At 53.7% G+C, this 23010-nt stretch carries 23 protein-coding genes; 11 read left to right on the top strand and 12 right to left on the bottom strand.

Annotation, left to right across the window (positions count from 1 at the left end; translation table 11 throughout):
• Positions 1–163: 163 nt before the first annotated feature.
• Positions 164–1639 (bottom strand): glucose-6-phosphate dehydrogenase, encoded by a 1476-nt coding sequence (zwf, locus tag KE671_RS13335; RefSeq protein ID WP_206163337.1) that lies wholly within the window; start codon positions 1637–1639, stop codon positions 164–166.
• Positions 1640–1969: 330 nt separating this feature from the next.
• On the opposite strand from zwf, the gene KE671_RS13330 reads away from it, so the two are divergent.
• On the top strand, positions 1970–2839 hold the full coding sequence (locus KE671_RS13330) for a MurR/RpiR family transcriptional regulator (RefSeq protein WP_206163336.1): 870 nt from the start codon (positions 1970–1972) through the stop codon (positions 2837–2839).
• A 123-nt stretch (positions 2840–2962) separates the two neighbouring features.
• Positions 2963–4405 carry a pyruvate kinase gene (gene pyk, locus KE671_RS13325; RefSeq protein ID WP_206163335.1) on the top strand — a complete coding sequence of 481 codons (1443 nt, stop codon included), beginning with the start codon at positions 2963–2965 and terminating at the stop codon, positions 4403–4405.
• A gap of 43 nt (positions 4406–4448) precedes the next feature.
• On the opposite strand, the gene lpxM is transcribed toward pyk, so the two are convergent.
• The 3 genes from lpxM to znuA form a co-directional block, all read right to left on the bottom strand.
• A complete protein-coding gene (lpxM, locus tag KE671_RS13320; protein WP_206163334.1) occupies positions 4449–5420 on the bottom strand; it encodes a lauroyl-Kdo(2)-lipid IV(A) myristoyltransferase in 972 nt (323 codons plus the stop codon).
• A gap of 121 nt (positions 5421–5541) precedes the next feature.
• Complete coding sequence (mepM, locus tag KE671_RS13315) at positions 5542–6864, bottom strand: murein DD-endopeptidase MepM (RefSeq protein ID WP_206163333.1); 1323 nt, start codon at positions 6862–6864, stop codon at positions 5542–5544.
• Positions 6865–6879: 15 nt separating this feature from the next.
• The gene (gene znuA / locus KE671_RS13310; protein ID WP_206163332.1) at positions 6880–7824 is read right to left on the bottom strand and encodes a zinc ABC transporter substrate-binding protein ZnuA; all 945 of its coding nucleotides are present in this window, start codon (positions 7822–7824) and stop codon (positions 6880–6882) included.
• A gap of 78 nt (positions 7825–7902) precedes the next feature.
• Here znuA and znuC point away from each other — a divergent pair, with 78 nt between their 5' ends.
• On the top strand, positions 7903–8658 hold the full coding sequence (gene znuC / locus KE671_RS13305; protein ID WP_206163331.1) for a zinc ABC transporter ATP-binding protein ZnuC: 756 nt from the start codon (positions 7903–7905) through the stop codon (positions 8656–8658).
• Positions 8655–9440 carry a zinc ABC transporter permease subunit ZnuB gene (znuB, locus tag KE671_RS13300; RefSeq protein WP_206163330.1) on the top strand — a complete coding sequence of 262 codons (786 nt, stop codon included), beginning with the start codon at positions 8655–8657 and terminating at the stop codon, positions 9438–9440. The genes znuC and znuB overlap by 4 nt, the downstream gene beginning before the upstream one ends.
• A gap of 124 nt (positions 9441–9564) precedes the next feature.
• Here the strand turns inward: znuB and ruvB are convergent, their stop codons facing one another.
• From ruvB to aspS, 6 genes are all read right to left on the bottom strand, one after another.
• Entirely contained in the window at positions 9565–10575 is a 1011-nt protein-coding gene (ruvB, locus tag KE671_RS13295) for a Holliday junction branch migration DNA helicase RuvB (protein WP_206163329.1), read from the bottom strand.
• A gap of 8 nt (positions 10576–10583) precedes the next feature.
• A complete protein-coding gene (gene ruvA, locus KE671_RS13290; RefSeq protein WP_043000358.1) occupies positions 10584–11195 on the bottom strand; it encodes a Holliday junction branch migration protein RuvA in 612 nt (203 codons plus the stop codon).
• Positions 11196–11272: 77 nt separating this feature from the next.
• Positions 11273–11794 carry a crossover junction endodeoxyribonuclease RuvC gene (ruvC, locus tag KE671_RS13285; RefSeq protein ID WP_000022509.1) on the bottom strand — a complete coding sequence of 174 codons (522 nt, stop codon included), beginning with the start codon at positions 11792–11794 and terminating at the stop codon, positions 11273–11275.
• Between the two features lie 34 nt (positions 11795–11828).
• A complete protein-coding gene (locus KE671_RS13280; RefSeq protein ID WP_206163328.1) occupies positions 11829–12572 on the bottom strand; it encodes a YebC/PmpR family DNA-binding transcriptional regulator in 744 nt (247 codons plus the stop codon).
• A gap of 28 nt (positions 12573–12600) precedes the next feature.
• Positions 12601–13044: a dihydroneopterin triphosphate diphosphatase gene (gene nudB, locus KE671_RS13275; RefSeq protein WP_206163327.1), complete on the bottom strand. Its 444-nt coding sequence runs from the start codon at positions 13042–13044 to the stop codon at positions 12601–12603.
• A gap of 1 nt (position 13045) precedes the next feature.
• On the bottom strand, positions 13046–14818 hold the full coding sequence (aspS, locus tag KE671_RS13270) for an aspartate--tRNA ligase (RefSeq protein WP_206163326.1): 1773 nt from the start codon (positions 14816–14818) through the stop codon (positions 13046–13048).
• Positions 14819–15083: 265 nt separating this feature from the next.
• Between aspS and KE671_RS13265 the strand changes: the two genes are divergently transcribed.
• From KE671_RS13265 to cmoB, 5 genes are read left to right on the top strand one after another with little or no spacing between them, the layout of a single operon-like run.
• Entirely contained in the window at positions 15084–15650 is a 567-nt protein-coding gene (locus KE671_RS13265) for a hydrolase (RefSeq protein ID WP_206163325.1), read from the top strand.
• Positions 15647–16465 carry a DUF72 domain-containing protein gene (locus KE671_RS13260; protein WP_206163324.1) on the top strand — a complete coding sequence of 273 codons (819 nt, stop codon included), beginning with the start codon at positions 15647–15649 and terminating at the stop codon, positions 16463–16465. Before KE671_RS13265 ends, KE671_RS13260 begins: the two co-directional genes overlap by 4 nt.
• 51 nt (positions 16466–16516) lie before the next feature.
• On the top strand, positions 16517–16912 hold the full coding sequence (locus KE671_RS13255; protein WP_206163323.1) for an MAPEG family protein: 396 nt from the start codon (positions 16517–16519) through the stop codon (positions 16910–16912).
• Positions 16913–16952: 40 nt separating this feature from the next.
• The gene (gene cmoA / locus KE671_RS13250) at positions 16953–17696 is read left to right on the top strand and encodes a carboxy-S-adenosyl-L-methionine synthase CmoA (protein WP_206163322.1); all 744 of its coding nucleotides are present in this window, start codon (positions 16953–16955) and stop codon (positions 17694–17696) included.
• Positions 17693–18661, top strand: coding sequence for a tRNA 5-methoxyuridine(34)/uridine 5-oxyacetic acid(34) synthase CmoB (gene cmoB, locus KE671_RS13245; RefSeq protein ID WP_206163321.1), 969 nt, complete (start codon positions 17693–17695; stop codon positions 18659–18661). The genes cmoA and cmoB overlap by 4 nt, the downstream gene beginning before the upstream one ends.
• 222 nt (positions 18662–18883) lie before the next feature.
• Here cmoB and cutC read toward each other — a convergent pair whose 3' ends face one another.
• Together cutC and KE671_RS13235 are read right to left on the bottom strand one after the other, a co-directional pair.
• Entirely contained in the window at positions 18884–19630 is a 747-nt protein-coding gene (cutC, locus tag KE671_RS13240) for a copper homeostasis protein CutC (RefSeq protein WP_206163320.1), read from the bottom strand.
• Positions 19631–19632: 2 nt separating this feature from the next.
• Positions 19633–20202 carry a VOC family protein gene (locus KE671_RS13235; protein WP_206163319.1) on the bottom strand — a complete coding sequence of 190 codons (570 nt, stop codon included), beginning with the start codon at positions 20200–20202 and terminating at the stop codon, positions 19633–19635.
• A 238-nt stretch (positions 20203–20440) separates the two neighbouring features.
• Here KE671_RS13235 and argS point away from each other — a divergent pair, with 238 nt between their 5' ends.
• Together argS and KE671_RS13225 are read left to right on the top strand one after the other, a co-directional pair.
• A complete protein-coding gene (argS, locus tag KE671_RS13230; RefSeq protein ID WP_206163318.1) occupies positions 20441–22174 on the top strand; it encodes an arginine--tRNA ligase in 1734 nt (577 codons plus the stop codon).
• A 231-nt stretch (positions 22175–22405) separates the two neighbouring features.
• The gene (locus tag KE671_RS13225) at positions 22406–22975 is read left to right on the top strand and encodes a lysozyme (RefSeq protein WP_206163317.1); all 570 of its coding nucleotides are present in this window, start codon (positions 22406–22408) and stop codon (positions 22973–22975) included.
• The last annotated feature ends 35 nt before the right edge of the window (positions 22976–23010 follow it).

Raw genomic sequence — 23010 nt, 5'->3', positions numbered from 1 at the left:
GAAACGCTTGTTCACCGGAGCTCAGGGGCAAAATCGTTTCAGGCAGTGTAATAAAAAAAGCCTCGCGGGTGAATCCACACGAGGCCTAAAAGTGCAAAAATTGTTCAACAATCTGTGTTAGATCATGTTACCGGTAAAATAACACGGAAGTGTTAGCTGTTTTTTACTCGAATTCGTTCCAGGAACGACCGTCACGGGTGATCATCGCCACGGAGGCGACCGGTCCCCAGGTCCCGGCCTGATACGGTTTCGGCGCATCGTTGTCCATCGCCCACGCCTCGGTAATGGAGTCGACCCATTTCCACGCCTCTTCGACTTCATCACGACGCACAAACAGCGCCTGAATGCCGCGCATGGTTTCCAGTAGCAGACGCTCGTAAGCATCTGCCAGATGCGTTTGGTTGAAGGTCTCGGAGTAGCTCAGATCCAGCTTGGTGATTTGCAGGTTATGCTTGTGGTCAAGACCCGGAACTTTGTTCAGGACCTGAATATCCACACCTTCATCCGGCTGCAGACGGATGGTCAGCTTATTCTGCGGCAGATCCTGCCAGGATTCTTTAAACAGGTTCAGTTCTGGGGTTTTGAAGTAAACCACAACCTCAGAACATTTTGTCGGCAGACGCTTGCCGGTGCGCAGGTAGAACGGCACGCCCGCCCAGCGCCAGTTATCGATGTCCACGCGGATCGCCACAAACGTCTCGGTATTACTGCTCTTGTTCGCGCCCTCTTCTTCCAGATAGCCCGGGACTTTTTTGCCCTGAGCAAAGCCGGTGGTGTACTGGCCACGAACGGTTTTTTCACGCACATTTGAACGATCGATACGGCGCAGCGACTTCAGCACCTTCACCTTTTCATCACGAATGGCGTCCGCGGTCAGATCCGACGGCGGCGACATCGCAATCATGCACAGAATTTGCAGCAGGTGGTTCTGGATCATGTCGCGCATCTGACCGGCCTGATCGAAATAACCCCAGCGCCCTTCAATACCCACCTCTTCTGCCACGGTGATTTCCACATGATCGATGGTGCGGTTATCCCAGTTATTCACGAACAGGGCGTTGGCAAAGCGCAGCGCCAGCAGGTTCAGAACGGTCTCTTTCCCCAGATAGTGGTCGATACGGTAAACCTGGCACTCTTCAAAATACTCGCCAACCTGATCGTTGATTTCGCGTGAGGTCGCCAGCGAGGTACCCAGCGGTTTTTCCATCACCACGCGCGCCGGTTTGGCATTCAGTTTCGCTTCGCCCAGCCCCTTACAGATGGCGCCGAAGGTGCTTGGCGGCATGGCGAAGTAATTAATCGTGGTGCGATTTTTCTGATCAAGCATCGCTCCCAGCCGGGTAAAAGCCGCGGTATCGTTCACATCCAGATTACAGAAATCCAGGCGAGCGCTCAGGGTGTCCCACAATCCTTCATCAATCTTCTCTTTCATGAAGGTTTCGAGCGCTTCGCGCACCACCTTCGTATAGGCATCTTTATCCCAGTCGGCACGGCCTACCCCAATAATGCGGGTATCCGCGTTGAGCTGACCGGCTTTTTCAAGTTGATACAGGGAAGGCAGCAATTTACGACGCGCAAGGTCGCCTTTCGCGCCGAAAATGACCAGGTCACATGCCTGGGCTGTTTGCGTTACCGCCATGTCATTCTCCTTAGTTAGCTATCCTGGTACTTTGCCAGGCATTACTTGTAATTTTATTACAGTGCACTGTACTGCTTTTACGTGATTCCGGAAACCGTAAACGCTTAACCCAGCGTGCGGTTGGCGCTTAACGGCGCAAAATGGTCAAAATCGTCGTCTGTTTGCAACGCATAACGTTAAGTCAAAACACGATGTTGATCATGTTATGAAAAAAAACAACAACTATTCTGACCATTTTGCCCCCTTCTCTGGTTCGCAGGGGTACTATCTACCAAAATTGCCTCTCGATTTCTTGTATCACTGAAATCGTTATTTCCTTGAGTCTACATCATGAATATGCTGGAAAAAATCCAGTCTCAACTGGAACATTTGAGCAAATCTGAACGCAAAGTCGCCGATGTCATCATCGCCTCACCCGAGCGGACTATCCATTGCAGTATTGCCACGCTTGCACAGGAAGCCAACGTCAGCGAACCGACGGTAAACCGTTTTTGCCGCAGCATGGAAACCCGTGGCTTCCCTGATTTTAAACTGCATCTGGCACAAAGTCTGGCAAATGGTACCCCTTATGTTAATCGTAATGTGGATGAAGATGACAGTGTCGAGTCCTATACGGGCAAGATTTTCGAATCAGCGATGGCCAGTCTTGACCACGTTCGCCAGTCGCTGGACAAATCGGCGATTAATCGCGCGGTGGATCTGCTGACGCAGGCCAAGAAAATCGCTTTCTTTGGTCTGGGATCTTCCGCTGCCGTTGCCCATGATGCTATGAACAAATTTTTCCGTTTTAACGTCCCGGTCGTCTACTCCGATGATGTCGTTTTGCAACGGATGAGCTGTATGAATTGCAGTGACGATGACGTGGTCGTGCTGATTTCGCATACCGGTCGCACCAAGAGTCTGGTTGAACTGGCACAGATCGCACGTGAGAACGATGCCATGGTGATCGCATTAACCTCCGCCGATACGCCGCTGGCGCGCGAAGCCACACTGGCAATTACGCTCGATGTGCCGGAAGATACTGACATTTATATGCCCATGGTCTCTCGACTTGCGCAGTTGACCGTGATAGATGTGCTGGCTACGGGATTTACTTTGCGACGTGGGGCAAAATTCAGAGATAACTTGAAGCGTGTCAAAGAAGCGCTCAAGGAATCGCGTTTTGATAAAGAACTGCTCATCAAGAGTAACGACCGCTAATAGCAATAATAAGTACGACTTAAATTCGTCATCCGGTTTTGTTCGCTATGCTATGTAAGAGTTTCAGAACTGCCGGATCAATCTTCACGCAACACCTAGTTGTTTCAGTCAACGGAGTATTACATGTCCAGAAGGCTTCGCAGAACCAAAATCGTTACGACTTTAGGCCCGGCTACCGATCGCGATAACAATCTTGAAAAGATTATCGCCGCGGGCGCTAACGTCGTGCGAATGAATTTCTCTCACGGTTCGCCAGAAGATCATAAAATGCGTGCGGATAAAGTCCGTGAGATCGCTGCCAAACTGGGACGCCACGTGGCCATTCTGGGTGACCTCCAGGGGCCAAAAATTCGCGTCTCGACCTTTAAAGAAGGCAAAGTATTCCTCAATATCGGTGACAAATTTCTCCTGGATGCCAACCTGGGTAAAGGTGAAGGCGACAAAGAAAAAGTCGGCATTGACTACAAAGGTCTGCCGGCAGACGTGGTACCAGGCGACATTCTGTTGCTCGACGATGGCCGCGTGCAGTTAAAAGTGCTGGAAGTTCAGGGCATGAAAGTGTTCACAGAAGTGACCGTGGGCGGTCCGCTCTCCAACAACAAAGGCATCAACAAACTGGGCGGTGGTCTCTCCGCAGAAGCCCTGACCGAAAAAGACAAAGCTGACATCGTGACTGCCGCACAGATTGGCGTTGACTATCTGGCTGTCTCCTTCCCGCGCTGTGGGGAAGACCTCAACTACGCTCGCCGCCTGGCGCGTGATGCGGGCTGCGATGCCAAGATTGTGGCAAAAGTTGAGCGTGCCGAAGCGGTTTGCGATCAGAATGCGATGGATGACATCATTCTGGCTTCTGACGTGGTGATGGTCGCACGTGGCGACCTCGGCGTTGAGATTGGCGACCCGGAACTGGTCGGCATCCAGAAGACGCTGATTCGTCGTGCACGTAAGTTGAACCGCGCGGTGATTACCGCAACCCAGATGATGGAGTCGATGATCACCAACCCAATGCCAACCCGTGCGGAAGTGATGGACGTCGCGAACGCCGTGCTGGATGGTACCGATGCGGTGATGCTGTCAGCCGAAACGGCGGCAGGTCAGTACCCGGCGGAAACCGTCGCGGCGATGGCACGCGTCTGCCTGGGAGCAGAAAAAATCCCGAGCATTAATGTCTCTAAACACCGTCTGGACGTGCAGTTCGACAATGTTGAAGAAGCGATTGCGATGTCCGCCATGTATGCCGCTAACCACCTGAAAGGCGTGACCGCGATCATTACGATGACGGAATCCGGCCGTACTGCGCTGATGACCTCTCGTATCAGTTCCGGCCTGCCGATTTTCGCCATGTCGCGTCATGAGCGCACGTTGAATCTGACATCACTATACCGTGGCGTCACGCCGGTACATTTCGACAGCGCGGCGGAAGGTGTTGTCGCAGCAAGCGAAGCGGTAAATCTGCTGCGTGACAAAGGCTACCTGGTATCCGGCGATCTGGTTATTGTGACGCAGGGCGACGTAATGAGCACCATTGGCTCCACCAATACCACGCGTATTCTGACCGTCGAGTAACAGGCTGCCGATGCGAAAAAGCCTCTCGTATGAGAGGCTTTTTTTATTTGAGTGGGTAGAGTTCTTTGCGCTTATACGGCTGGATCTCACCCGGTTTTCGGGTCTTGAGCAGTTTCAGGATCCAGGTGTATTGCTCGGGATGGGGGCCAACAAAAATTTCCACCTCTTCGTTCATTCGGCGGGCAATGGTGTTGTCATCGGCGGTCAGCAGATCGTCCATTGGCGGGCGCACCTGAATCGTCAGCCGGTGGGTATCGCCGTTATACACCGGGAACAGTGGGATGACACGCGCCCGACATACTTTCATCAGTCGCCCAATCGCGGGTAGCGTGGCTTTATAGGTGGCAAAGAAATCAACAAATTCACTGTGCTCAGGGCCATGGTCCTGATCGGGCAGATAATATCCCCAGTAGCCCTGACGAACGGACTGAATGAAGGGTTTGATGCCATCATTACGCGCATGCAGACGGCCGCCAAAGCGACGACGGACCGTATTCCAGACGTAATCAAACACCGGGTTTCCCTGATTATGGAACATTGCCGCCATCTTCTGGCCCTGAGACGCCATTAGCATTGCCGGAATATCAACACCCCAGCCGTGTGGTACAAGGAAGATCACCTTCTCATTGTTTCGGTGCATCTCTTCAATGATCTCAAGCCCTTCCCAGTCAACGCGAGACTGAATTTTCTCCGGCCCACGAATCGCCAGTTCAGCCATCATCGCCATGGCTTGCGGCGCAGTAGAAAACATCTCATCGACGATCGCTTCGCGCTCGGCTTCGCTACGTTCAGGAAAGCACAATGACAGGTTAATCAACGCCCGGCGACGCGAGCTTTTACCCAGACGTCCAGCAAAACGGCCCAGTTTTGCCAGCAGCGGGTCGCGAAAGGATGCAGGCGTTAAGGCAATACCCGCCATCGCCGCGACGCCCAGCCATGCGCCCCAGTAGCGCGGATGGCGAAAGGATTTCTCAAACTCAGGGATATACTCACTATTATTTTTTTTTGTTTCCATGCTTATCCAGTGCCTGATGACGCAAAAGTAAATCTGATGATAGTGTAGCGGCGCACTCTGCCACGCACAAAATAAAAAAGCCGGCACACGCACTGCGTACCGGCTTTGATGTTATGAATGATTAATCGAAGCGTAACTGCGGCAGAACCTCTTTGACCTGCGCCAGGTAATCGGTACGATCTTTACCGGTCAGACCTTCAGTACGCGGCAGTTTCGCCGTCAGAGGGTTAACCGCCTGCTGGTTGATCCAGACTTCATAGTGTAGATGCGGGCCCGTAGAACGTCCGGTATTACCAGAGAGCGCGATACGATCGCCACGTTTAACTTTTTGTCCTGGTTTCACCAGCAGCTTACGCAGATGCATATAGCGCGTGGTATAGGTACGACCGTGACGCACCGCCACATAATAGCCAGCCGCCCCACTGCGCTTCGCCACGACAACTTCACCGTCACCGACGGACAGCACAGGCGTCCCCTGCGGCATCGCGAAGTCCACACCTCTGTGTGGCGCGACACGCCCGGTAACCGGGTTGGTGCGACGCGGGTTGAAGTTAGACGAAATGCGGAACTGTTTCGCCGTCGGGAAACGCAGGAAACCTTTCGCCAGCCCGGTACCGTTGCGGTCATAGAACTTACCGTCTTCGGCACGGATAGCGTAATAATCTTTACCTTCTGAACGCAAACGCACGCCCAGCAACTGGCTCTGCTCACGCTTGCCGTCCAGCATTTCGCGGGACATCAGAACAGAGAACTCATCGCCTTTTTTCAGTTTGCGGAAGTCCATTTGCCACTGCATCGCTTTGATCACCGCGCTAATTTCCGCGCTGGTCAACCCGGCAGTTTTCGCACTGGCGACGAAGCTATTACCAACAGTACCTTTCATCAGGCTGTTTACCCAGTCGCCTTGCTGCGTTTCCGAGCTCATTTTAAAGCCGTTTGCCGCAGTACGATCATAGGTACGGGTTTCACGACGCGACATTTCCCACGTCAGGCGCTGTAAATCACCGTCCGCGGTCAGTGTCCAGGAGAGCTGTTGCCCAATCTTCAGATTACGTAGCTCTTTGTCGGACGCGGCAAGCTGAGTGATATCACCCATATCAATGCCATACTGGTTCAGAATACTGCTGAGGGTATCGCCCGTCGAAACGACATATTCATGAACCCCCGCTTCTCCTGAGATTTTGTCGTCCAGCTCATCCTGAGGAATGGCTTCATCTTCCTGTGCCGCCTGATCGATAGGCTCGCTGGCCTCCGGGAGCAGTGAACGAATTTCGCTCTTCTCCAGCTCGATCGTTTTAACAATGGGAGTCGATTCCGGGTGATAAACGTAAGGCCGCCAGACAGCGACGGCCAATGTCAGAACGGTAAGCGACCCCAGCATAACGCGATGGGGTCTGGGCAGATTATTAAATGCCAGGGCGACAGAGCGGGCTATCTGTTGCACGTATTCACTTCCTCATTAATCTCCTTTCAGGCAGCTCGCATACTGGTTCGCTAGTTGGTTCAAGAACGCTGAATAGCTCGTTTTACCCAGTTTGATGTTTGTCCCGAGGGGATCCAACGTTCCCATTCGAACGGATGTCCCTCTCGCAACGGCTTCAACGACCGCTGGCCTGAACTGTGGCTCAGCAAAAACGCAGGTTGCTTTTTGCTCAACCAACTGTGTTCTTATTTCATGTAAACGCTGCGCACCAGGTTGTATCTCAGGGTTGACGGTAAAGTGCCCCAACGGAGTGAGCCCGTAATGTTTTTCGTAATAGCCATAGGCGTCATGAAAAACGAAATACCCTTTTCCCTTGAGCGGTGCGAGCTCGTTACCGACCTGCTTATCGGTTGCGGCTAATTGTGCCTCAAAATCCTTCAGGTTGGCGTCAAGTTTGGCTCGACTTTGCGGCATAAGTTCCACTAATTTTTCATGGATTGCAACCGCTGAGGCCCGCGCTATCTCTGGGGAGAGCCAAAGATGCATGTTGTAATCACCATGATGGTGATGTGCGTCACCTTTTTCGCCATGGTCTTGATCGTGGTCGTGCTCATCATCATCGTCGTCAGCCCCTTTCATGAGCAACGGTTTCACGTCGTTGAGCTGCGCAATCGTTACCTGTCTCGCTGAGGGAATGTTACTGACGGACTTTTCCATGAACGCTTCCATCTCAGGACCAATCCACACAACTAAGTCCGCGCCCTGTAAGCGTTTTACGTCAGATGGACGTAGTGAATAGTCATGCTCGGATGCCCCATCCGGCAGTAAGACTTGTGTATCCGTGACACCATCAGCAATGGCAGAAGCAATGAATCCTAGTGGCTTGAGAGATGCCACAACGGCGGCGTTTGCCGCCTGTGTTGCACTGCCCCAAAGAGCGGCGGATAATGCAGCGAAAAGAAGCGTATTTTTATGTAACATAATGCGACCAATCATCGTAATGTATGTGAGAAATGTGATATTATAACATTCTATAACTTCTGCAAGACTAAAATTGACATGACGACTTTGGTTTCACTGGAAAATGTCTCGGTCTCCTTCGGCCAGCGCAGCGTCCTTTCTGACGTTTCGCTTGAGCTGAGACCCGGAAAAATTTTAACGCTGCTCGGCCCCAATGGCGCCGGGAAGTCAACGCTGGTTCGGGTGGTTCTCGGACTGGTAGCCCCGGATGCAGGGGTGATCAAGCGTAACGGCAAGCTGCGAATTGGCTACGTTCCGCAGAAATTGTATCTTGATACCACCCTGCCGCTTACCGTCAGCCGTTTCTTACGCCTGCGCCCAGGTACGAAGAAAAACGACATTCTGCCAGCGCTGAAGCGCGTACAGGCCGGCCATCTGATTGACGCGCCGATGCAAAAGCTCTCCGGAGGAGAAACACAGCGCGTATTGTTAGCACGCGCGCTCCTCAACCAGCCACAGCTTCTGGTGCTTGATGAACCCACCCAAGGCGTGGATGTCAATGGCCAGGTTGCGCTGTACGACCTTATCGATCAGTTACGTCGAGAGCTGGACTGCGCCGTGCTGATGGTCTCCCATGACCTGCATCTGGTAATGGCAAAAACCGACGAAGTATTATGTCTGAACCATCACATTTGCTGTTCAGGCACGCCTGAAATCGTTTCCATGCACCCGGAATTTATCTCAATGTTCGGCCCTCGCGGCGCGGAACAACTGGGAATTTATCGTCATCATCATAATCATCGCCACGATCTGCAGGGTCGTATTGTGTTGCGCCGGGGAAATGGTCACTCATGATTGAATTATTACTGCCTGGCTGGTTAGCCGGGATCATGCTGGCCTGCGCGGCGGGTCCACTGGGTTCGTTTGTCGTCTGGCGTCGGATGTCTTATTTTGGTGATACGCTGGCGCATGCGTCACTGCTCGGCGTCGCCTTTGGCCTGTTGTTGGATGTAAACCCTTTCTATGCGGTCATTGCCGTGACGCTGATGCTCGCGGCAGGTCTGGTGTGGCTGGAGAAGCGTCCTCAGCTCGCCATCGATACGCTGCTTGGCATCATGGCGCACAGTGCGCTGTCGCTGGGTCTGGTCGTGGTCAGCCTGATGTCCAACATTCGCGTGGATCTGATGGCCTACCTGTTTGGCGATCTGCTGGCCGTTACGCCGGACGATTTAATGTCCATCGCCATTGGCGTGGTAATCGTGCTGACAATCCTCTTCTGGCAGTGGCGTAATCTGCTGTCGATGACCATCAGCCCCGATCTGGCGTTTGTGGACGGGGTGAAGCTGCAGCGCGTGAAGCTGCTGTTGATGTTGGTCACCGCTTTAACCATTGGCGTGGCGATGAAGTTTGTCGGGGCGCTGATCATTACCTCGTTACTGATTATCCCTGCGGCCACGGCGCGTCGCTTCGCACGTACGCCGGAGCAGATGGCGGGCGTTGCGGTGGGCGTTGGGATGATAGCGGTTACAGGCGGGCTGACCTTCTCGGCCTTCTACGATACTCCTGCGGGCCCGTCAGTGGTACTTTGCGCGGCACTGCTGTTTATTTTCAGTATGATGAAGCAGCAGGCAAGCTGACGGGTGGCGCCGGATGGCGGCGCTATCGCGACTTATCCGGCCTGCGTGGTTTGTAGGCCTGATAAGCGCAGCGTCATCAGGCTTACGGGTTTTGTAGGCCTGATAAGCGTAGCGCCATCAGGCATCAAGGCATTTCCGGCGGCGTAATGCCAAAGTGGTTCCAGGCGCGCACTGTCGCCATTCTTCCGCGCGGCGTACGCTGCAAAAAGCCTTGCTGAATCAGATACGGCTCCAGCACATCTTCAATTGTTTCACGCTCTTCACCGATGGCTGCCGCCAGGTTATCCAGCCCGACCGGTCCGCCAAAGAATTTATCGATCACCGCCAGCAGCAGCTTGCGGTCCATATAATCGAATCCTTCAGCATCAACGTTCAGCATATCCAGCGCCTGCGCGGCAATCTCAGCGGAAATGGAGCCATCATGCTTCACTTCGGCAAAATCCCGCACGCGTCTGAGCAGACGGTTCGCGATACGCGGCGTACCCCGTGCGCGACGCGCCACTTCCAGCGCCCCTTCATCGCTCATCTCCAGCCCCATAAAGCGCGCGCTGCGCCCAACGATATGCTGGAGATCCGGCACCTGATAAAACTCCAGACGCTGTACAATGCCAAAGCGATCGCGCAGCGGAGAAGTCAGTGAACCCGCGCGGGTCGTTGCGCCAATCAGGGTAAACGGCGGCAGATCGATTTTAATCGAGCGCGCCGCCGGTCCTTCGCCAATCATAATATCCAGTTGGTAATCTTCCATCGCTGGATAGAGCACCTCTTCCACCACCGGTGACAGTCGATGGATCTCATCGATAAACAGTACGTCGTGCGGCTCAAGGTTGGTCAGCATCGCGGCCAGATCGCCCGCTTTTTCCAGCACCGGGCCGGAGGTGGTGCGCAGGTTGACGCCCATTTCATTGGCAACAATGTTGGCAAGCGTGGTTTTCCCCAGTCCGGGAGGACCAAAAATCAGCAGGTGGTCGAGCGCATCCCCCCTTAGTTTTGCCGCCTGGATGAAAATCTCCATCTGCGATCGCACCTGCGGTTGACCGATATACTCTTCGAGTAATTTCGGACGAATGGCGCGATCGGCGACCTCTTCAGTGAGAGTGGCGCCTGCCGAAATCAGGCGATCTGCTTCTATCATCCTTTACCTCATAACGCGGCGCGCAGGGCTTCGCGGATCAGTGTTTCACTGCTGGCATCCGGGCGAGCGATTTTGCTCACCATGCGGCTGGCTTCCTGTGGTTTATAGCCCAGTGCCACCAGCGCCGCAACGGCTTCTTGTTCAGCATCGTCCGTCGCCGGGCTTGCTGGCGAGGTCAGCACCAGATCGGCGGCTGGCGTAAAGAGATCGCCATGCAGGCCTTTGAAACGGTCCTTCATTTCAACAATTAATCGTTCAGCCGTTTTCTTACCGATGCCTGGCAGCTTGACCAGCGCGCCCAGCTCTTCTCGTTCGACGGCGTTGACGAACTGCTGCGCGGACATTCCGGACAGGATCGCCAGCGCCAGTTTAGGCCCAACGCCGTTGGTTTTGATGAGTTCTTTAAACAACGTACGTTCTTGTTTGTTATTAAAGCCGTACAGCAGCTGCGCGTCTTCGCGTACCACGAAGTGGGTAAAGACAACAGCTTCTTTACCGGATTCCGGGAGCTCATAAAAACAGGTCATTGGCATATGCACTTCATAGCCGACGCCGCCCACTTCGAGTAACACCAGCGGGGGTTGTTTTTCCAGAATGATGCCTCTGAGTCTGCCTATCACGTTACGCTCCTGCGTTGGGCCGAAAGTAAAGCTGTATCATAAAAAAAGGCTGGATAGATATCCAGCCTCATTTGTCGTTATCGCAAGCGACCTCGAGCAAGATTAAGGCGCGACTCGCTCATTTGCATTGCATTCTGACTGACGTGGCAGTGGGTAATGGCGATGGCCAGCGCATCCGCCGCATCCGCCTGCGGATTAGCCGGCAGTTTCAGCAAGGTCCGCACCATGTGCTGCACCTGGCTTTTCTCTGCGCTACCGATGCCAACCACCGTCTGCTTAACCTGACGCGCCGCGTACTCAAATACCGGCAGTTCCTGGTTGACTGCCGCCACAATCGCCACCCCGCGTGCCTGCCCCAGTTTAAGCGCAGAATCGGCGTTCTTCGCCATAAACACCTGCTCGATGGCAAAGTAGTCGGGCTGAAACTGGGTGATAATTTCCGTCACACCGGCATAAATCAGCTTAAGGCGCGACGGAAGATCGTCGACTTTGGTGCGAATGCAGCCGCTGCCGAGATACGTCAGCTGTCTGCCCACCTGACGTATCACGCCATAACCGGTGATGCGGGAGCCCGGATCAATACCGAGAATGATGGACATCACGCGCCTCCGGTTGTAACGGGATTAAGCCACATCATTCTAATGTAGCGGCAACCTCATCAGAGATTTCACCGTTGTGGTAAACTTCCTGCACGTCGTCACAGTCTTCCAGCATGTCGATCAGACGCATCAGTTTCGGTGCGGTTTCCGCATCCATGTCCGCTTTGGTTGACGGGATCATAGAGACTTCAGCGCTGTCGGCTTTCAGACCGGCGGCTTCCAGTGCGTCACGCACTTTACCCATCTCTTCCCATGCCGTGTAGACGTCAATCGCGCCATCATCAAAGGTCACAACGTCTTCCGCCCCCGCTTCCAGCGCCGCTTCCATGATTACATCTTCATCCCCTTTTTCGAAGGAGATGACGCCTTTTTTGCTGAACAGGTAGGAAACAGAACCATCCGTCCCCAGGTTACCGCCGCATTTGCTGAACGCATGACGCACTTCTGCCACCGTACGGTTACGGTTATCAGACAGGCATTCAATCATCACCGCAGTGCCGCCAGGACCGTAACCTTCATAGATGATGGTTTCCATGTTCGCATCATCATCACCGCCCACGCCGCGGGCGATTGCACGGTTCAGCGTATCACGGGTCATGTTGTTCGCCAGTGCTTTATCGACCGCCGCACGCAAACGCGGGTTCGCATCCGGATCGCCGCCGCCCAGTTTGGCTGCGGTCACCAGCTCACGAATGATCTTGGTGAAGATTTTTCCGCGCTTCGCATCCTGCGCCGCTTTACGGTGTCTGGTGTTGGCCCATTTACTATGACCTGCCATAAATATTTCCTCAAAAAAGCACGCCCTTTCAGGCGATGTTAATCACAAATTCTTCAATCGCCTGCCGGTTGCTCCATGACTTGGTGAGCGCCGCCGCAGTTGGCGCATCAAGCCACTGGTAAGCCAGATGTTCACTGAACACGATCTGACGTTCGTGTGGCAACGCAAGGCAGAACCAGGATTCTGTATTGCGCACCACACCCGGCGCATAGCGATGACGTAAATGAGAAAAAATCTCAAATTCCACCGTGCGCTGACAGTCAATTAAGGTCAGTTGCTCAGCCGCAACGTCAATGGCGACCTCTTCCTTTACTTCGCGCATGGCGGCTTGCGATGCCGTCTCTCCCTCTTCGACACTGCCGGTAACCGACTGCCAGAATTCAGGATCGTCGCGTCGCTGCAACATCAGCACCCGTTTCGTCTCTTGGGCAAAAATGACCACCAGAACCGAAACGGGACGCTTATAAGCCATATCAGTTCTTCTCTTCCTTTTTCACCACGTCGATACCCAGTTCAGCCAGTGCTGCTGGGTTAGCGACGCTCGGCGCTTCGGTCATCAGACACGCCGCCGCGGTGGTTTTCGGGAAGGCAATAACATCACGAATATTATCAGTGCCGGTCAGCAGCATGGTCAAACGGTCAAGACCGAATGCCAGGCCCGCGTGCGGCGGCGTACCGTATTTCAGCGCATCGAGCAGGAAGCCAAATTTCTCACGCTGTTCCTGTTCATTGATGCCCAGAATGCCAAACACGGTCTGCTGCATATCACCGCTGTGAATACGCACGGAACCACCACCGACTTCGTAGCCATTGATAACCATATCGTAAGCATTCGCCACCGCGTCTTCCGGCGCCGCTTTCAGTTCGCTCGCGGTCATGTCTTTCGGTGACGTGAACGGGTGGTGCATCGCGGTCAGGCCGCCTTCGCCGTCGTCTTCAAACATCGGGAAGTCGATGACCCACAGCGGCGCCCATTTCGTTTCGTCAGTCAGCCCCAGGTCTTTACCCAGCTTCAGACGCAGTGCGCCCAGCGCGTCGGCAACCACTTTCTTGTTGTCCGCGCCGAAGAAAATCATATCGCCGTCTTGCGCGCCCGTGCGCTCAAGAATCGCTTCCACGATTTCCGCGTTAAGGAACTTCGCCACCGGGCTATTGATGCCTTCCAGACCTTTCGCCCGCTCGGTGACTTTGATATAAGCCAGACCTTTCGCGCCGTAGATCTTAATGAAGTTACCGTAGTCGTCGATCTGCTTACGGCTTAAGCTCGCCCCACCCGGTACGCGCAGCGCAGCGACGCGTCCTTTCGGATCGTTCGCCGGGCCAGAGAACACCGCAAACTCAACGGCCTTCAGCAGATCGGCAACGTCCACCAGTTCCATCGGGTTACGCAGGTCCGGCTTGTCAGAGCCGTAACGACGTTCGGCTTCGGCAAAGGTCATGACCGGGAAATCACCCAGGTCCACGCCTTTCACCTCATTCCACAGGCTACGCACCAGCGCTTCCATCACTTCACGCACCTGTTCAGCGGTCATGAAGGAGGTTTCCACATCGATCTGGGTAAATTCTGGCTGACGGTCAGCACGCAGGTCTTCGTCGCGGAAGCATTTGACGATCTGGTAGTAACGATCAAAACCGGACATCATCAGCAGCTGTTTGAACAGCTGCGGAGATTGCGGCAGAGCGTAGAATTTTCCTTTGTGCACACGTGAAGGAACCAGATAGTCACGCGCACCTTCCGGCGTGGCTTTGGTCAGCATCGGGGTTTCGATGTCGAGGAAACCGTGATCGTCCATAAAGCGACGTACCAGGCTTGTGATCTTCGCGCGGGTTTTCAGGCGCTGAGCCATTTCCGGGCGACGCAGATCCAGATAACGGTACTTCAGGCGCGCTTCTTCGGTGTTCACGTGGTTAGAGTCAAGCGGCAGAGATTCTGCACGGTTGATGATCGTCAGCGAGGAGGCCAGCACTTCAATTTCACCGGTTGCCATTTCGCTGTTGACGTTTTTCTCGTCACGCGCACGCACGGTGCCCGTTACCTGGATGCAGAACTCATTACGCAGTTCAGAGGCCAGCTTTAACGCGTCCGCACGATCCGGATCGAAAAACACCTGCACGATACCTTCGCGATCGCGCATGTCGATGAAGATCAGGCTACCAAGATCACGACGACGGTTGACCCAACCACACAGAGTCACCTGCTGCCCCACGTGGGACAGACGCAGCTGTCCGCAATATTCTGTACGCATGAGATATCCCTTAATTAGCCGCAGGCGGATTGTCGCCTGCCTTGCAGGCCACGATGTCGCAGCTTTAACTGTATGTCACAACTGAATGAAAAAAGGCGGCTATTATACTGGAAATTCGGCCGCACGATAAGTCCGCTACTGACTGTACGCCTGTTTCCTGGACGGGCATTGCGTATTCTCACAAAAAATAACAAAAATTGTCGCTCCTTACACACCCATTCGCGATTAAGGTGTAACGGAATTTTGATTTTTGACGGGAGTTACCATGTTACAACTGAACGCTAAAACCACAGCTCTGGTCATTATTGACCTGCAGGAAGGGATCCTGCCCTTCGCCGGCGGCCCTCATTCAGCCAATGATGTGGTGGCGCGCTCCGCCCGGCTGGCACAGACGTTTCGTGCTAACGGCTCTCCGGTGGTGATGGTTCGTGTGGGCTGGTCTGATAATTACGCCGACGCACTCAAACAACCCGTTGATGCACAGGCTCCGGCCAAAGCACTGCCGGAAAACTGGTGGTCATATCCGCAGGCGCTGGGTAAAGCCGACAGCGATCTGGAAGTCACCAAACGCCAGTGGGGCGCATTTTATGGCACTGACCTCGAGCTTCAGCTACGCCGTCGCGGTATCGACACCATCGTCCTGTGCGGCATTTCGACCAATATCGGCGTCGAGTCCACCGCACGTAACGCCTGGGAGCTGGGGTTCAGCCTGGTGATTGCCGAAGACGCCTGTAGCGCCGCCAGCACAGACCAGCATCAGAACAGCCTGACGCACATCTTCCCCCGCATTGCGCGTGTGCGCAGCACCGAAGAGATCGTCAACGCCTTATGATCTACATTGGCCTGCCGCAATGGTCGCACCCGAAATGGGTGCGTCTTGGCATCACCAGTCTTGAAGAGTATGCCCGCCACTTTAACTGTGTGGAAGGCAACACCACGCTGTACGCGCTGCCCAAAGCGGAGATTGTGGCGCGCTGGTACGCACAAACGACAGATGCGTTTCGTTTCTGTTTTAAATTTCCGGCAACCATTTCCCATCAGGCGGCCCTGCGCAATTGCGATGATCTGCTCTATGAATTTCTGACCCGACTGTCGCCGCTGGAAAGCCGCATCGGCCAGTACTGGCTGCAATTACCCGCCACCTTTGGCCCACGCGATCTCCCTGCTCTCTGGCATTTTCTCGATGCCCTACCGCAGACGTTTACCTACGGCGTCGAAGTCCGCCATCCGGAGTTTTTCGCTAAAGGCGAGGCGGAGCAGCAGCTCAATAGCGGATTACATCAGCGCGGGGTGAATCGGGTTATCCTCGACAGCCGTCCGGTACACGCGGCCCATGCGCATAATGAAGCCATCCGCGACGCCCAGCGCAAGAAACCGAAACTGCCGGTTCATGCCGTCGTCACCGCGAACCATCCGCTGGTGCGCTTTATCGGCAGCGATAATATGCGACAAAACCGGGAATTCTTTGCTGCCTGGCTTAAAAAATTACCGCTCTGGGAGCAGACCACTACGCCGTATCTCTTTTTGCATACCCCGGATATCGCGCAGGCTCCGGAACTGGTCGATACCCTGTGGCAGGACTTGCGCGATGTCTTACCCGACATCGGAACTGCTCCGTCCATTCCACAGCAATCTTCTCTTTTCTGAAATTGCCACCTATCATAGACAGTGCCATCAGCCATTTTAAAGGGAGTTTGTATGGTAAGCGCGCTGTATGCCGTCCTGGGTGCGTTGTTGTTGATGAAGTTTTCTTTTGACGTTGTCCGTCTGCGGATGCAATACCGCGTTGCCTATGGCGATGGCGGCTTCAGTGAACTCCAGTCCGCCATCCGTATTCATGGTAATGCGGTGGAATATATTCCCGTCGCGTTAGTGCTGCTGCTGTTTATGGAAATGAACGGCGCAGAAACCTGGATGGTGCATCTCTGCGGCATTATTCTGCTCGTGGGGCGGCTGATGCATTATTACGGTTTCCACCACCGTCTGTTCCGCTGGCGCCGCTCCGGTATGAGCGCCACCTGGTGTGCCTTGTTGCTGATGGTGTTGGCGAACCTTTGGTATATGCCGTGGGAGTTGGTTTTCTCCCTGCATTAGCGCACAATACGCCACTTTATTTTTCCCGGATTTTTACGTTATGTCTCACCGCGACACGCTTTTTTCTGCGCCAATCGCCAGCCTGGGCGACTGGACCTTCGATGAACGGGTAGCCGAAGTCTTCCCGGATATGATCCAGCGTTCTGTTCCCGGCTATTCCAATATCATTTCAATGATTGGCATGCTTGCCGAGCGCTTTGTGCAGCCGGATACCCAGGTTTACGATCTGGGCTGTTCGTTGGGCGCGGCGACGCTCTCAGTGCGTCGCAATATTCATCATGACAACTGCAAAATTATCGCCGTCGATAACTCCCCGGCGATGATCGAACGCTGCCGCCGTCATATCGACGCTTACAAGGCGCCGACGCCGGTTGAGGTTGTGGAAGGCGACATCCGCACCATTACCATTGAGAATGCCTCAATGGTGGTACTGAATTTTACCCTGCAATTCCTTGAGCCGCCGGAGCGCCAGGCGTTGTTGGATAAGATTTATCAGGGGCTGAATCCTGGCGGCGCGCTGGTGCTGTCGGAAAAATTCAGCTTCGAAGATGCGAAAGTCGGCGAACTGCTGTTCAACATGCACCACGACTTCAAGCGTGCCAACGGTTACAGCGAGCTGGAGATCAGCCAGAAGCGCAGCATGCTGGAAAACGTGATGTTAACCGATTCAGTCGAAACCCATAAAGCGCGCCTGCGTCAGGCCGGTTTTGAACACAGCGAGCTATGGTTTCAGTGCTTTAACTTTGGCTCTCTGGTGGCGTTGAAAGCAGAGGCGAGCGCATGATCGACTTTGGTAACTTCTATCAGCTGATTGCCAAAAATCATCTTGCCCACTGGCTGGAAACGTTGCCCGCGCAGATTGCCGCCTGGCAACGCGATCAGCACGGTCTGTTTAAGCAGTGGTCAAACGCGGTGGAATTTCTGCCGGAACTCACGCCGTATCGTCTGGATTTATTGCACAGTGTATCGGCGGAAAGCGAAGAACCGTTGAGCCCGGGGCAGATCAAGCGTATCGATACCCTGATGCGGAATCTGATGCCGTGGCGTAAAGGGCCGTACTCACTTTATGGCGTAAACATCGATACCGAATGGCGCTCCGACTGGAAATGGGATCGCGTGCTGCCACATCTGTCAGATCTGACCGGTCGCACGATTCTGGATGTGGGCTGCGGCAGCGGCTACCACATGTGGCGCATGATTGGCGCAGGTGCGCATCTGGCCGTCGGCATTGACCCGACGCAGTTGTTCCTGTGCCAGTTTGAAGCCGTGCGTAAACTGTTGGGTAACGATCAGCGCGCGCATCTGCTGCCTCTGGGTATAGAACAGCTTCCGGCCCTTAATGCGTTTGATACCGTCTTTTCGATGGGCGTGCTTTACCATCGCCGCTCCCCGCTGGAGCATCTCTGGCAATTGAAAGATCAACTGGTCAAAGATGGCGAACTGGTGCTTGAAACGCTGGTGGTGGAAGGCGATGAAAACACCGTGCTGGTGCCAGGCGATCGCTACGCGCAGATGCGTAACGTCTATTTTATTCCTTCCGCGCTGGCGCTGAAAAACTGGCTGGAGAAGTGCGGCTTTGTCGATGTTCGCATTGCGGACGTCTGTGTGACGTCAACGGAAGAGCAACGTCGTACCGAATGGATGGTCACCGAGTCGCTGGCCGATTTCCTCGACCCGAACGATCGCAGCAAAACCCTCGAAGGCTACCCTGCCCCATTACGTGCCGTATTAATTGCGCGTAAACCGTGATGGAATGAGGTCCTTTCTCCAAAATAGTTCGGTCTGCAACAAGGCGGCGACACAGCGAATCCCCGGGAGCTTACATAAGTAAGTGACCGGGGTGAGCGAGGAAAGCCAACACAGTTGCAGGCCGAAATATGCAGGAGAAAGATAAAAAAAGGCCCCTGTTGAATGGGCAGGGGCCTGGTACGAGCAAGCATCATATTGGGCGACATGATGCAACGGTAAAAATCATTTGGCCTGATGGCGAACAATGATTCCTTTCATTTCAGCAACCGACTTACCGTCTACCGCATAGCGGGAATATTCATCCGCCTGCTTGTCTGTCGACATCGACAGACCCTGATTGCGATAGCGCATGGGTGAAGCCAGCAAGGTTCCGGCGGAGCTGTGTACTTCCCGTACCCCGGCATCCAGGAAACGCGGCAGATTTTCTGCGCGAACCCCCGCTCCGGCCATAATGATTGGAGCACCGGGGTGAGTAATTAGTTCAATAATATTTGCTAAACCTTGCACTGCATCGGATTTTTGACCCGACGTCAGCACTCTGGCGACACCTAATTCCGCAAGATTATTTAGCGCATTTAATGGATTAGCGCACATATCGAATGCGCGATGAAAGGTCACCGCCAGAGGACCCGCCGCGTTCATAATCTGCCGCATGCGTGGCATATCGACATGACCATCAGGATCAAGAATGCCCGTCACCAGTCCGGGAAAACCCAGTTCTCGCACGGTCCGGATATCGTCCAGCATCGCCGCGAACTCACCGTCGGTATAACAAAAATCGCCACCGCGTGGGCGGATGATCGGATGCACCGGAATGGTTACCGCCTGACGAACCGAGCGCAACACGCCCAGTGATGGCGTTAAGCCCCCTTCTTTTGGCGCGGCGCACAGTTCAATGCGGTCCGCGCCGTTTTGCTGCGCCGTAAGCGCGCACTCCATGCTGTAACAACAGATTTCCAGCAATGTCATATTCACTCCTGTTGCTGTTCGCTGGCGACGATCGCCTCAATCGACCACGGGTGGAATTTGACGGTGACCTTCCCGTCAGTGACCGCCAGCGTCGGGTTCGGCAGACGTTCGTGTTCCCCTTTCGGTGAACTGGTTTTCACAAAAATGCCCGGCTGGCTCAGTCCATCATCCGAAAGCAGCGCCAGCGCGCGGGCATTCAGGGTTTCAGGGGTACCCGGCAGGACAATCTCAATGTGTTCCCATCCTTCATGAGGATACCGCTTTTCCCCAGGCCACGGCAGTTCCACAATGCGAAAGCGCCAGTGCGCGACGCACACCGGCTCATGCAGTTTGAACAGACAAATCGGTCTGCCGTTGATGGTATTTTCCGACAGCAACTCGCCGCATTGTTCAAATCCGCGACGCCAGCGTTCGGCTGTGGCGTTCTGATGACAGCGCAAAGAAATGTGATCGGCCTCAAGCGGTGCAATATCCAGGGCGAGGCGAGTGGAAAGTTCTGTGAACGCCTGAGTGAATCGCGGTAAATCTGCGGAAATATCATGCAGTTCGTCAATGGTCTGCCAGTTCGCCATAATATGAGCTCTTATCAGTGTTCAAAGCCGCTAATTTACTCCGTTGACCTCCCGCAACCAACCGTAGATTGCAGGATTTGCGCTATGCATGCTTATGCACTCCTTTAACGCTTATTTTCTGTACGCGCTGGCGGCGGTGCAGTGCTGACGCAGGAGGGCATTTGCAGTATACTCCCGCCCTTAATTCTTAAACTGGTGCGGGAAACATCTACCCGCTTCATCAACGTAAGGTATTCCGGTGAATATTCAGGCTCTTCTCTCAGAAAAAGTCAGTCAGGCCATGATTGCTGCAGGTGCGCCTGCAGATTGCGAACCGCAGGTTCGTCAGTCAGCAAAAGTACAGTTCGGCGACTATCAGGCCAACGGCATGATGGCAGTTGCTAAAAAACTGGGTATGGCTCCGCGACAACTGGCTGAGCAGGTGCTGACTCATCTGGATCTGAACGGTATCGCCAGCAAAGTTGAAATTGCGGGCCCTGGTTTTATCAATATTTTCCTCGACCCGGCCTTCCTTGCTGAACACGTGGAACAGGCGCTGGCCTCTGACCGTCTCGGTGTGGCAAAACCCGCGAAGCAGACGGTGGTTGTCGATTACTCCGCGCCGAACGTGGCAAAAGAGATGCACGTTGGCCACCTGCGTTCCACCATTATCGGTGATGCCGCCGTGCGTACCCTTGAATTTCTCGGTCACCATGTTATTCGCGCCAACCACGTCGGCGACTGGGGCACCCAGTTCGGTATGCTGATCGCTTATCTGGAAAAACAGCAGCAGGAAAACGCTGGTGAAATGGCGCTGGCGGATCTTGAAGGTTTCTACCGTGAAGCCAAGAAACATTACGATGAAGACGAAGCCTTCGCCGAGCGCGCACGGAGCTACGTGGTCAAACTGCAGGGTGGCGACGAGTACTTCCTGCAGATGTGGCGCAAACTGGTCGACATCACCATGTCCCAGAACCAGATCACCTATGACCGTCTGAACGTCACCCTGACCCGCGACGATGTGATGGGCGAAAGCCTGTACAACCCGATGCTGCCAGGGATCGTGGCCGACCTTAAAGCCAAAGGTCTGGCCGTCGAGAGCGAAGGCGCTACCGTGGTATTCCTTGATGAATATAAAAACAAGGAAGGCGAACCGATGGGCGTCATCATTCAGAAGAAAGATGGCGGTTATCTGTACACCACCACCGATATTGCCTGCGCCAAATACCGTTATGAGACGTTACATGCCGATCGCGTGCTCTATTACATCGACTCCCGTCAGCACCAGCACCTGATGCAAGCGTGGACCATCGTGCGTAAAGCCGGTTACGTGCCGGACTCCGTGCCGTTGGAACATCACATGTTCGGCATGATGCTGGGCAAAGACGGTAAGCCTTTCAAAACCCGTGCGGGCGGTACGGTAAAACTGGCAGACCTGCTGGACGAAGCGCTGGAACGCGCCCGTCGCCTGGTAAGCGAGAAGAACCCGGAGATGCCGGCGGACGAACTGGAAAAACTGGCCAACGCCGTCGGAATTGGCGCGGTAAAATACGCCGATTTGTCCAAGAACCGCACCACCGACTACATCTTCGACTGGGACAACATGCTGGCCTTCGAAGGCAACACCGCGCCTTACATGCAGTACGCCTACACCCGCGTGCTGTCGGTATTCCGTAAGTCTGGTCTGGATGAAAATGATCTGGCGAACGCGAAAATACAGCTCAGCGAAGATCGCGAAGCACAGCTGGCAGCCCGTCTGCTGCAGTTCGAAGAAACGCTGACCGTTGTCGCCCGTGAAGGGACGCCGCACGTAATGTGTGCATACCTGTATGATGTCGCCGGTCTGTTCTCTGGCTTCTACGAGCACTGCCCAATCCTGAGCGCAGAAAACAAAGACGTCCGTAACAGCCGCCTGAAACTGGCGCTGCTGACGGCGAAAACGTTGAAGCTCGGTCTGGATACATTAGGTATCGAAACCGTAGAACGGATGTAAGTTCTCCTTATAAAATCATGGCCTGAGTCGGTAATCCAGACTCAGGCTTTTTTATATCCGTGATACGCTCTCTTTACGAGACTGATTAATTTGTTTCTATTCGTCAAAAGACGAAACGATAACGCCTCTGATAACATCACCAACCTGACCATCTCTCTTGCAACTTTCTTTTTATCTCTTTTCAATTTTACAAAAAAGCATAAAATTTAATCGCAAAAATCAGGAGGAAACATGTTATTAAAAAATGAACTGGCGACATTCAGGTTGCATGGTCGGTATACAACAACGCAATGTGTAAAATTGTCCCCCCCCAGGATAATGCAGCCAAGTTACCGCTGCGTTGCGTTGATGAAATCTTATGAAAAGCTGTCACTATTACCTTATGACGATCAGACAGGGAAAATAATCACTGCATATTGTCAAGGGGCAACCATAGGGTATGGACATTTAATTGAAAATAGTAATGAATTCAAAAAATACATAAATGGAATTGATATCGCCACGGCTAACTCACTGTTTAATGCTGATTTATACCAATTTATACAAGTCGTTAAAAACAAAGTAATTGTGGATTTAACACAGAATGAGTTTGATGCGCTGGTTATACTGGCTTTCAATACTGGTGTTCGTGGATTTTCCCAGTCTACGGTTCTGAGTATCATTAATGGGCGTTATACGCATGATCTACGATCCGCATGGTACGCATTTCGTTACTCTCAGGGGCACGTAATGAAAGGATTAATTAACAGGAGAACAAGTGAGATGAAGGTTTTCTTTCATGGAGTCTATATAAAAATATGAAGCTTATACTCATTTTCACCCTCTTTTTATTCCCG

Origin of the sequence: Citrobacter amalonaticus (genome assembly GCF_018252635.1) — a bacterium.
Taxonomy (GTDB): Bacteria; Pseudomonadota; Gammaproteobacteria; order Enterobacterales; family Enterobacteriaceae; genus Citrobacter_A; species Citrobacter_A amalonaticus_E.
Note: the sequence above shows the minus strand (reverse complement) of the source record. Positions and strands in the feature narration are given on the sequence as shown.

Bases quoted from the DNA above. Each gene is read 5' to 3' on its own strand.
- pyk (WP_206163335.1), top strand. From the start codon at position 2,963: ATGTCCAGAAGGCTTCGCAGAACCAAAATCGTTACGACTTTAGGCCCG.
- ruvC (WP_000022509.1), bottom strand. From the start codon at position 11,794: ATGTCCATCATTCTCGGTATTGATCCGGGCTCCCGCATCACCGGTTAT.
- ruvB (WP_206163329.1), bottom strand. From the start codon at position 10,575: ATGATAGAAGCAGATCGCCTGATTTCGGCAGGCGCCACTCTCACTGAA.
- KE671_RS13260 (WP_206163324.1), top strand. From the start codon at position 15,647: ATGATCTACATTGGCCTGCCGCAATGGTCGCACCCGAAATGGGTGCGT.
- lpxM (WP_206163334.1), bottom strand. From the start codon at position 5,420: ATGGAAACAAAAAAAAATAATAGTGAGTATATCCCTGAGTTTGAGAAA.
- znuA (WP_206163332.1), bottom strand. From the start codon at position 7,824: ATGTTACATAAAAATACGCTTCTTTTCGCTGCATTATCCGCCGCTCTT.
- znuC (WP_206163331.1), top strand. From the start codon at position 7,903: ATGACGACTTTGGTTTCACTGGAAAATGTCTCGGTCTCCTTCGGCCAG.
- KE671_RS13280 (WP_206163328.1), bottom strand. From the start codon at position 12,572: ATGGCAGGTCATAGTAAATGGGCCAACACCAGACACCGTAAAGCGGCG.
- aspS (WP_206163326.1), bottom strand. From the start codon at position 14,818: ATGCGTACAGAATATTGCGGACAGCTGCGTCTGTCCCACGTGGGGCAG.
- cmoA (WP_206163322.1), top strand. From the start codon at position 16,953: ATGTCTCACCGCGACACGCTTTTTTCTGCGCCAATCGCCAGCCTGGGC.
- zwf (WP_206163337.1), bottom strand. From the start codon at position 1,639: ATGGCGGTAACGCAAACAGCCCAGGCATGTGACCTGGTCATTTTCGGC.
- KE671_RS13265 (WP_206163325.1), top strand. From the start codon at position 15,084: ATGTTACAACTGAACGCTAAAACCACAGCTCTGGTCATTATTGACCTG.
- KE671_RS13255 (WP_206163323.1), top strand. From the start codon at position 16,517: ATGGTAAGCGCGCTGTATGCCGTCCTGGGTGCGTTGTTGTTGATGAAG.
- cmoB (WP_206163321.1), top strand. From the start codon at position 17,693: ATGATCGACTTTGGTAACTTCTATCAGCTGATTGCCAAAAATCATCTT.
- KE671_RS13225 (WP_206163317.1), top strand. From the start codon at position 22,406: ATGTTATTAAAAAATGAACTGGCGACATTCAGGTTGCATGGTCGGTAT.
- nudB (WP_206163327.1), bottom strand. From the start codon at position 13,044: ATGGCTTATAAGCGTCCCGTTTCGGTTCTGGTGGTCATTTTTGCCCAA.
- KE671_RS13330 (WP_206163336.1), top strand. From the start codon at position 1,970: ATGAATATGCTGGAAAAAATCCAGTCTCAACTGGAACATTTGAGCAAA.
- KE671_RS13235 (WP_206163319.1), bottom strand. From the start codon at position 20,202: ATGGCGAACTGGCAGACCATTGACGAACTGCATGATATTTCCGCAGAT.
- cutC (WP_206163320.1), bottom strand. From the start codon at position 19,630: ATGACATTGCTGGAAATCTGTTGTTACAGCATGGAGTGCGCGCTTACG.
- znuB (WP_206163330.1), top strand. From the start codon at position 8,655: ATGATTGAATTATTACTGCCTGGCTGGTTAGCCGGGATCATGCTGGCC.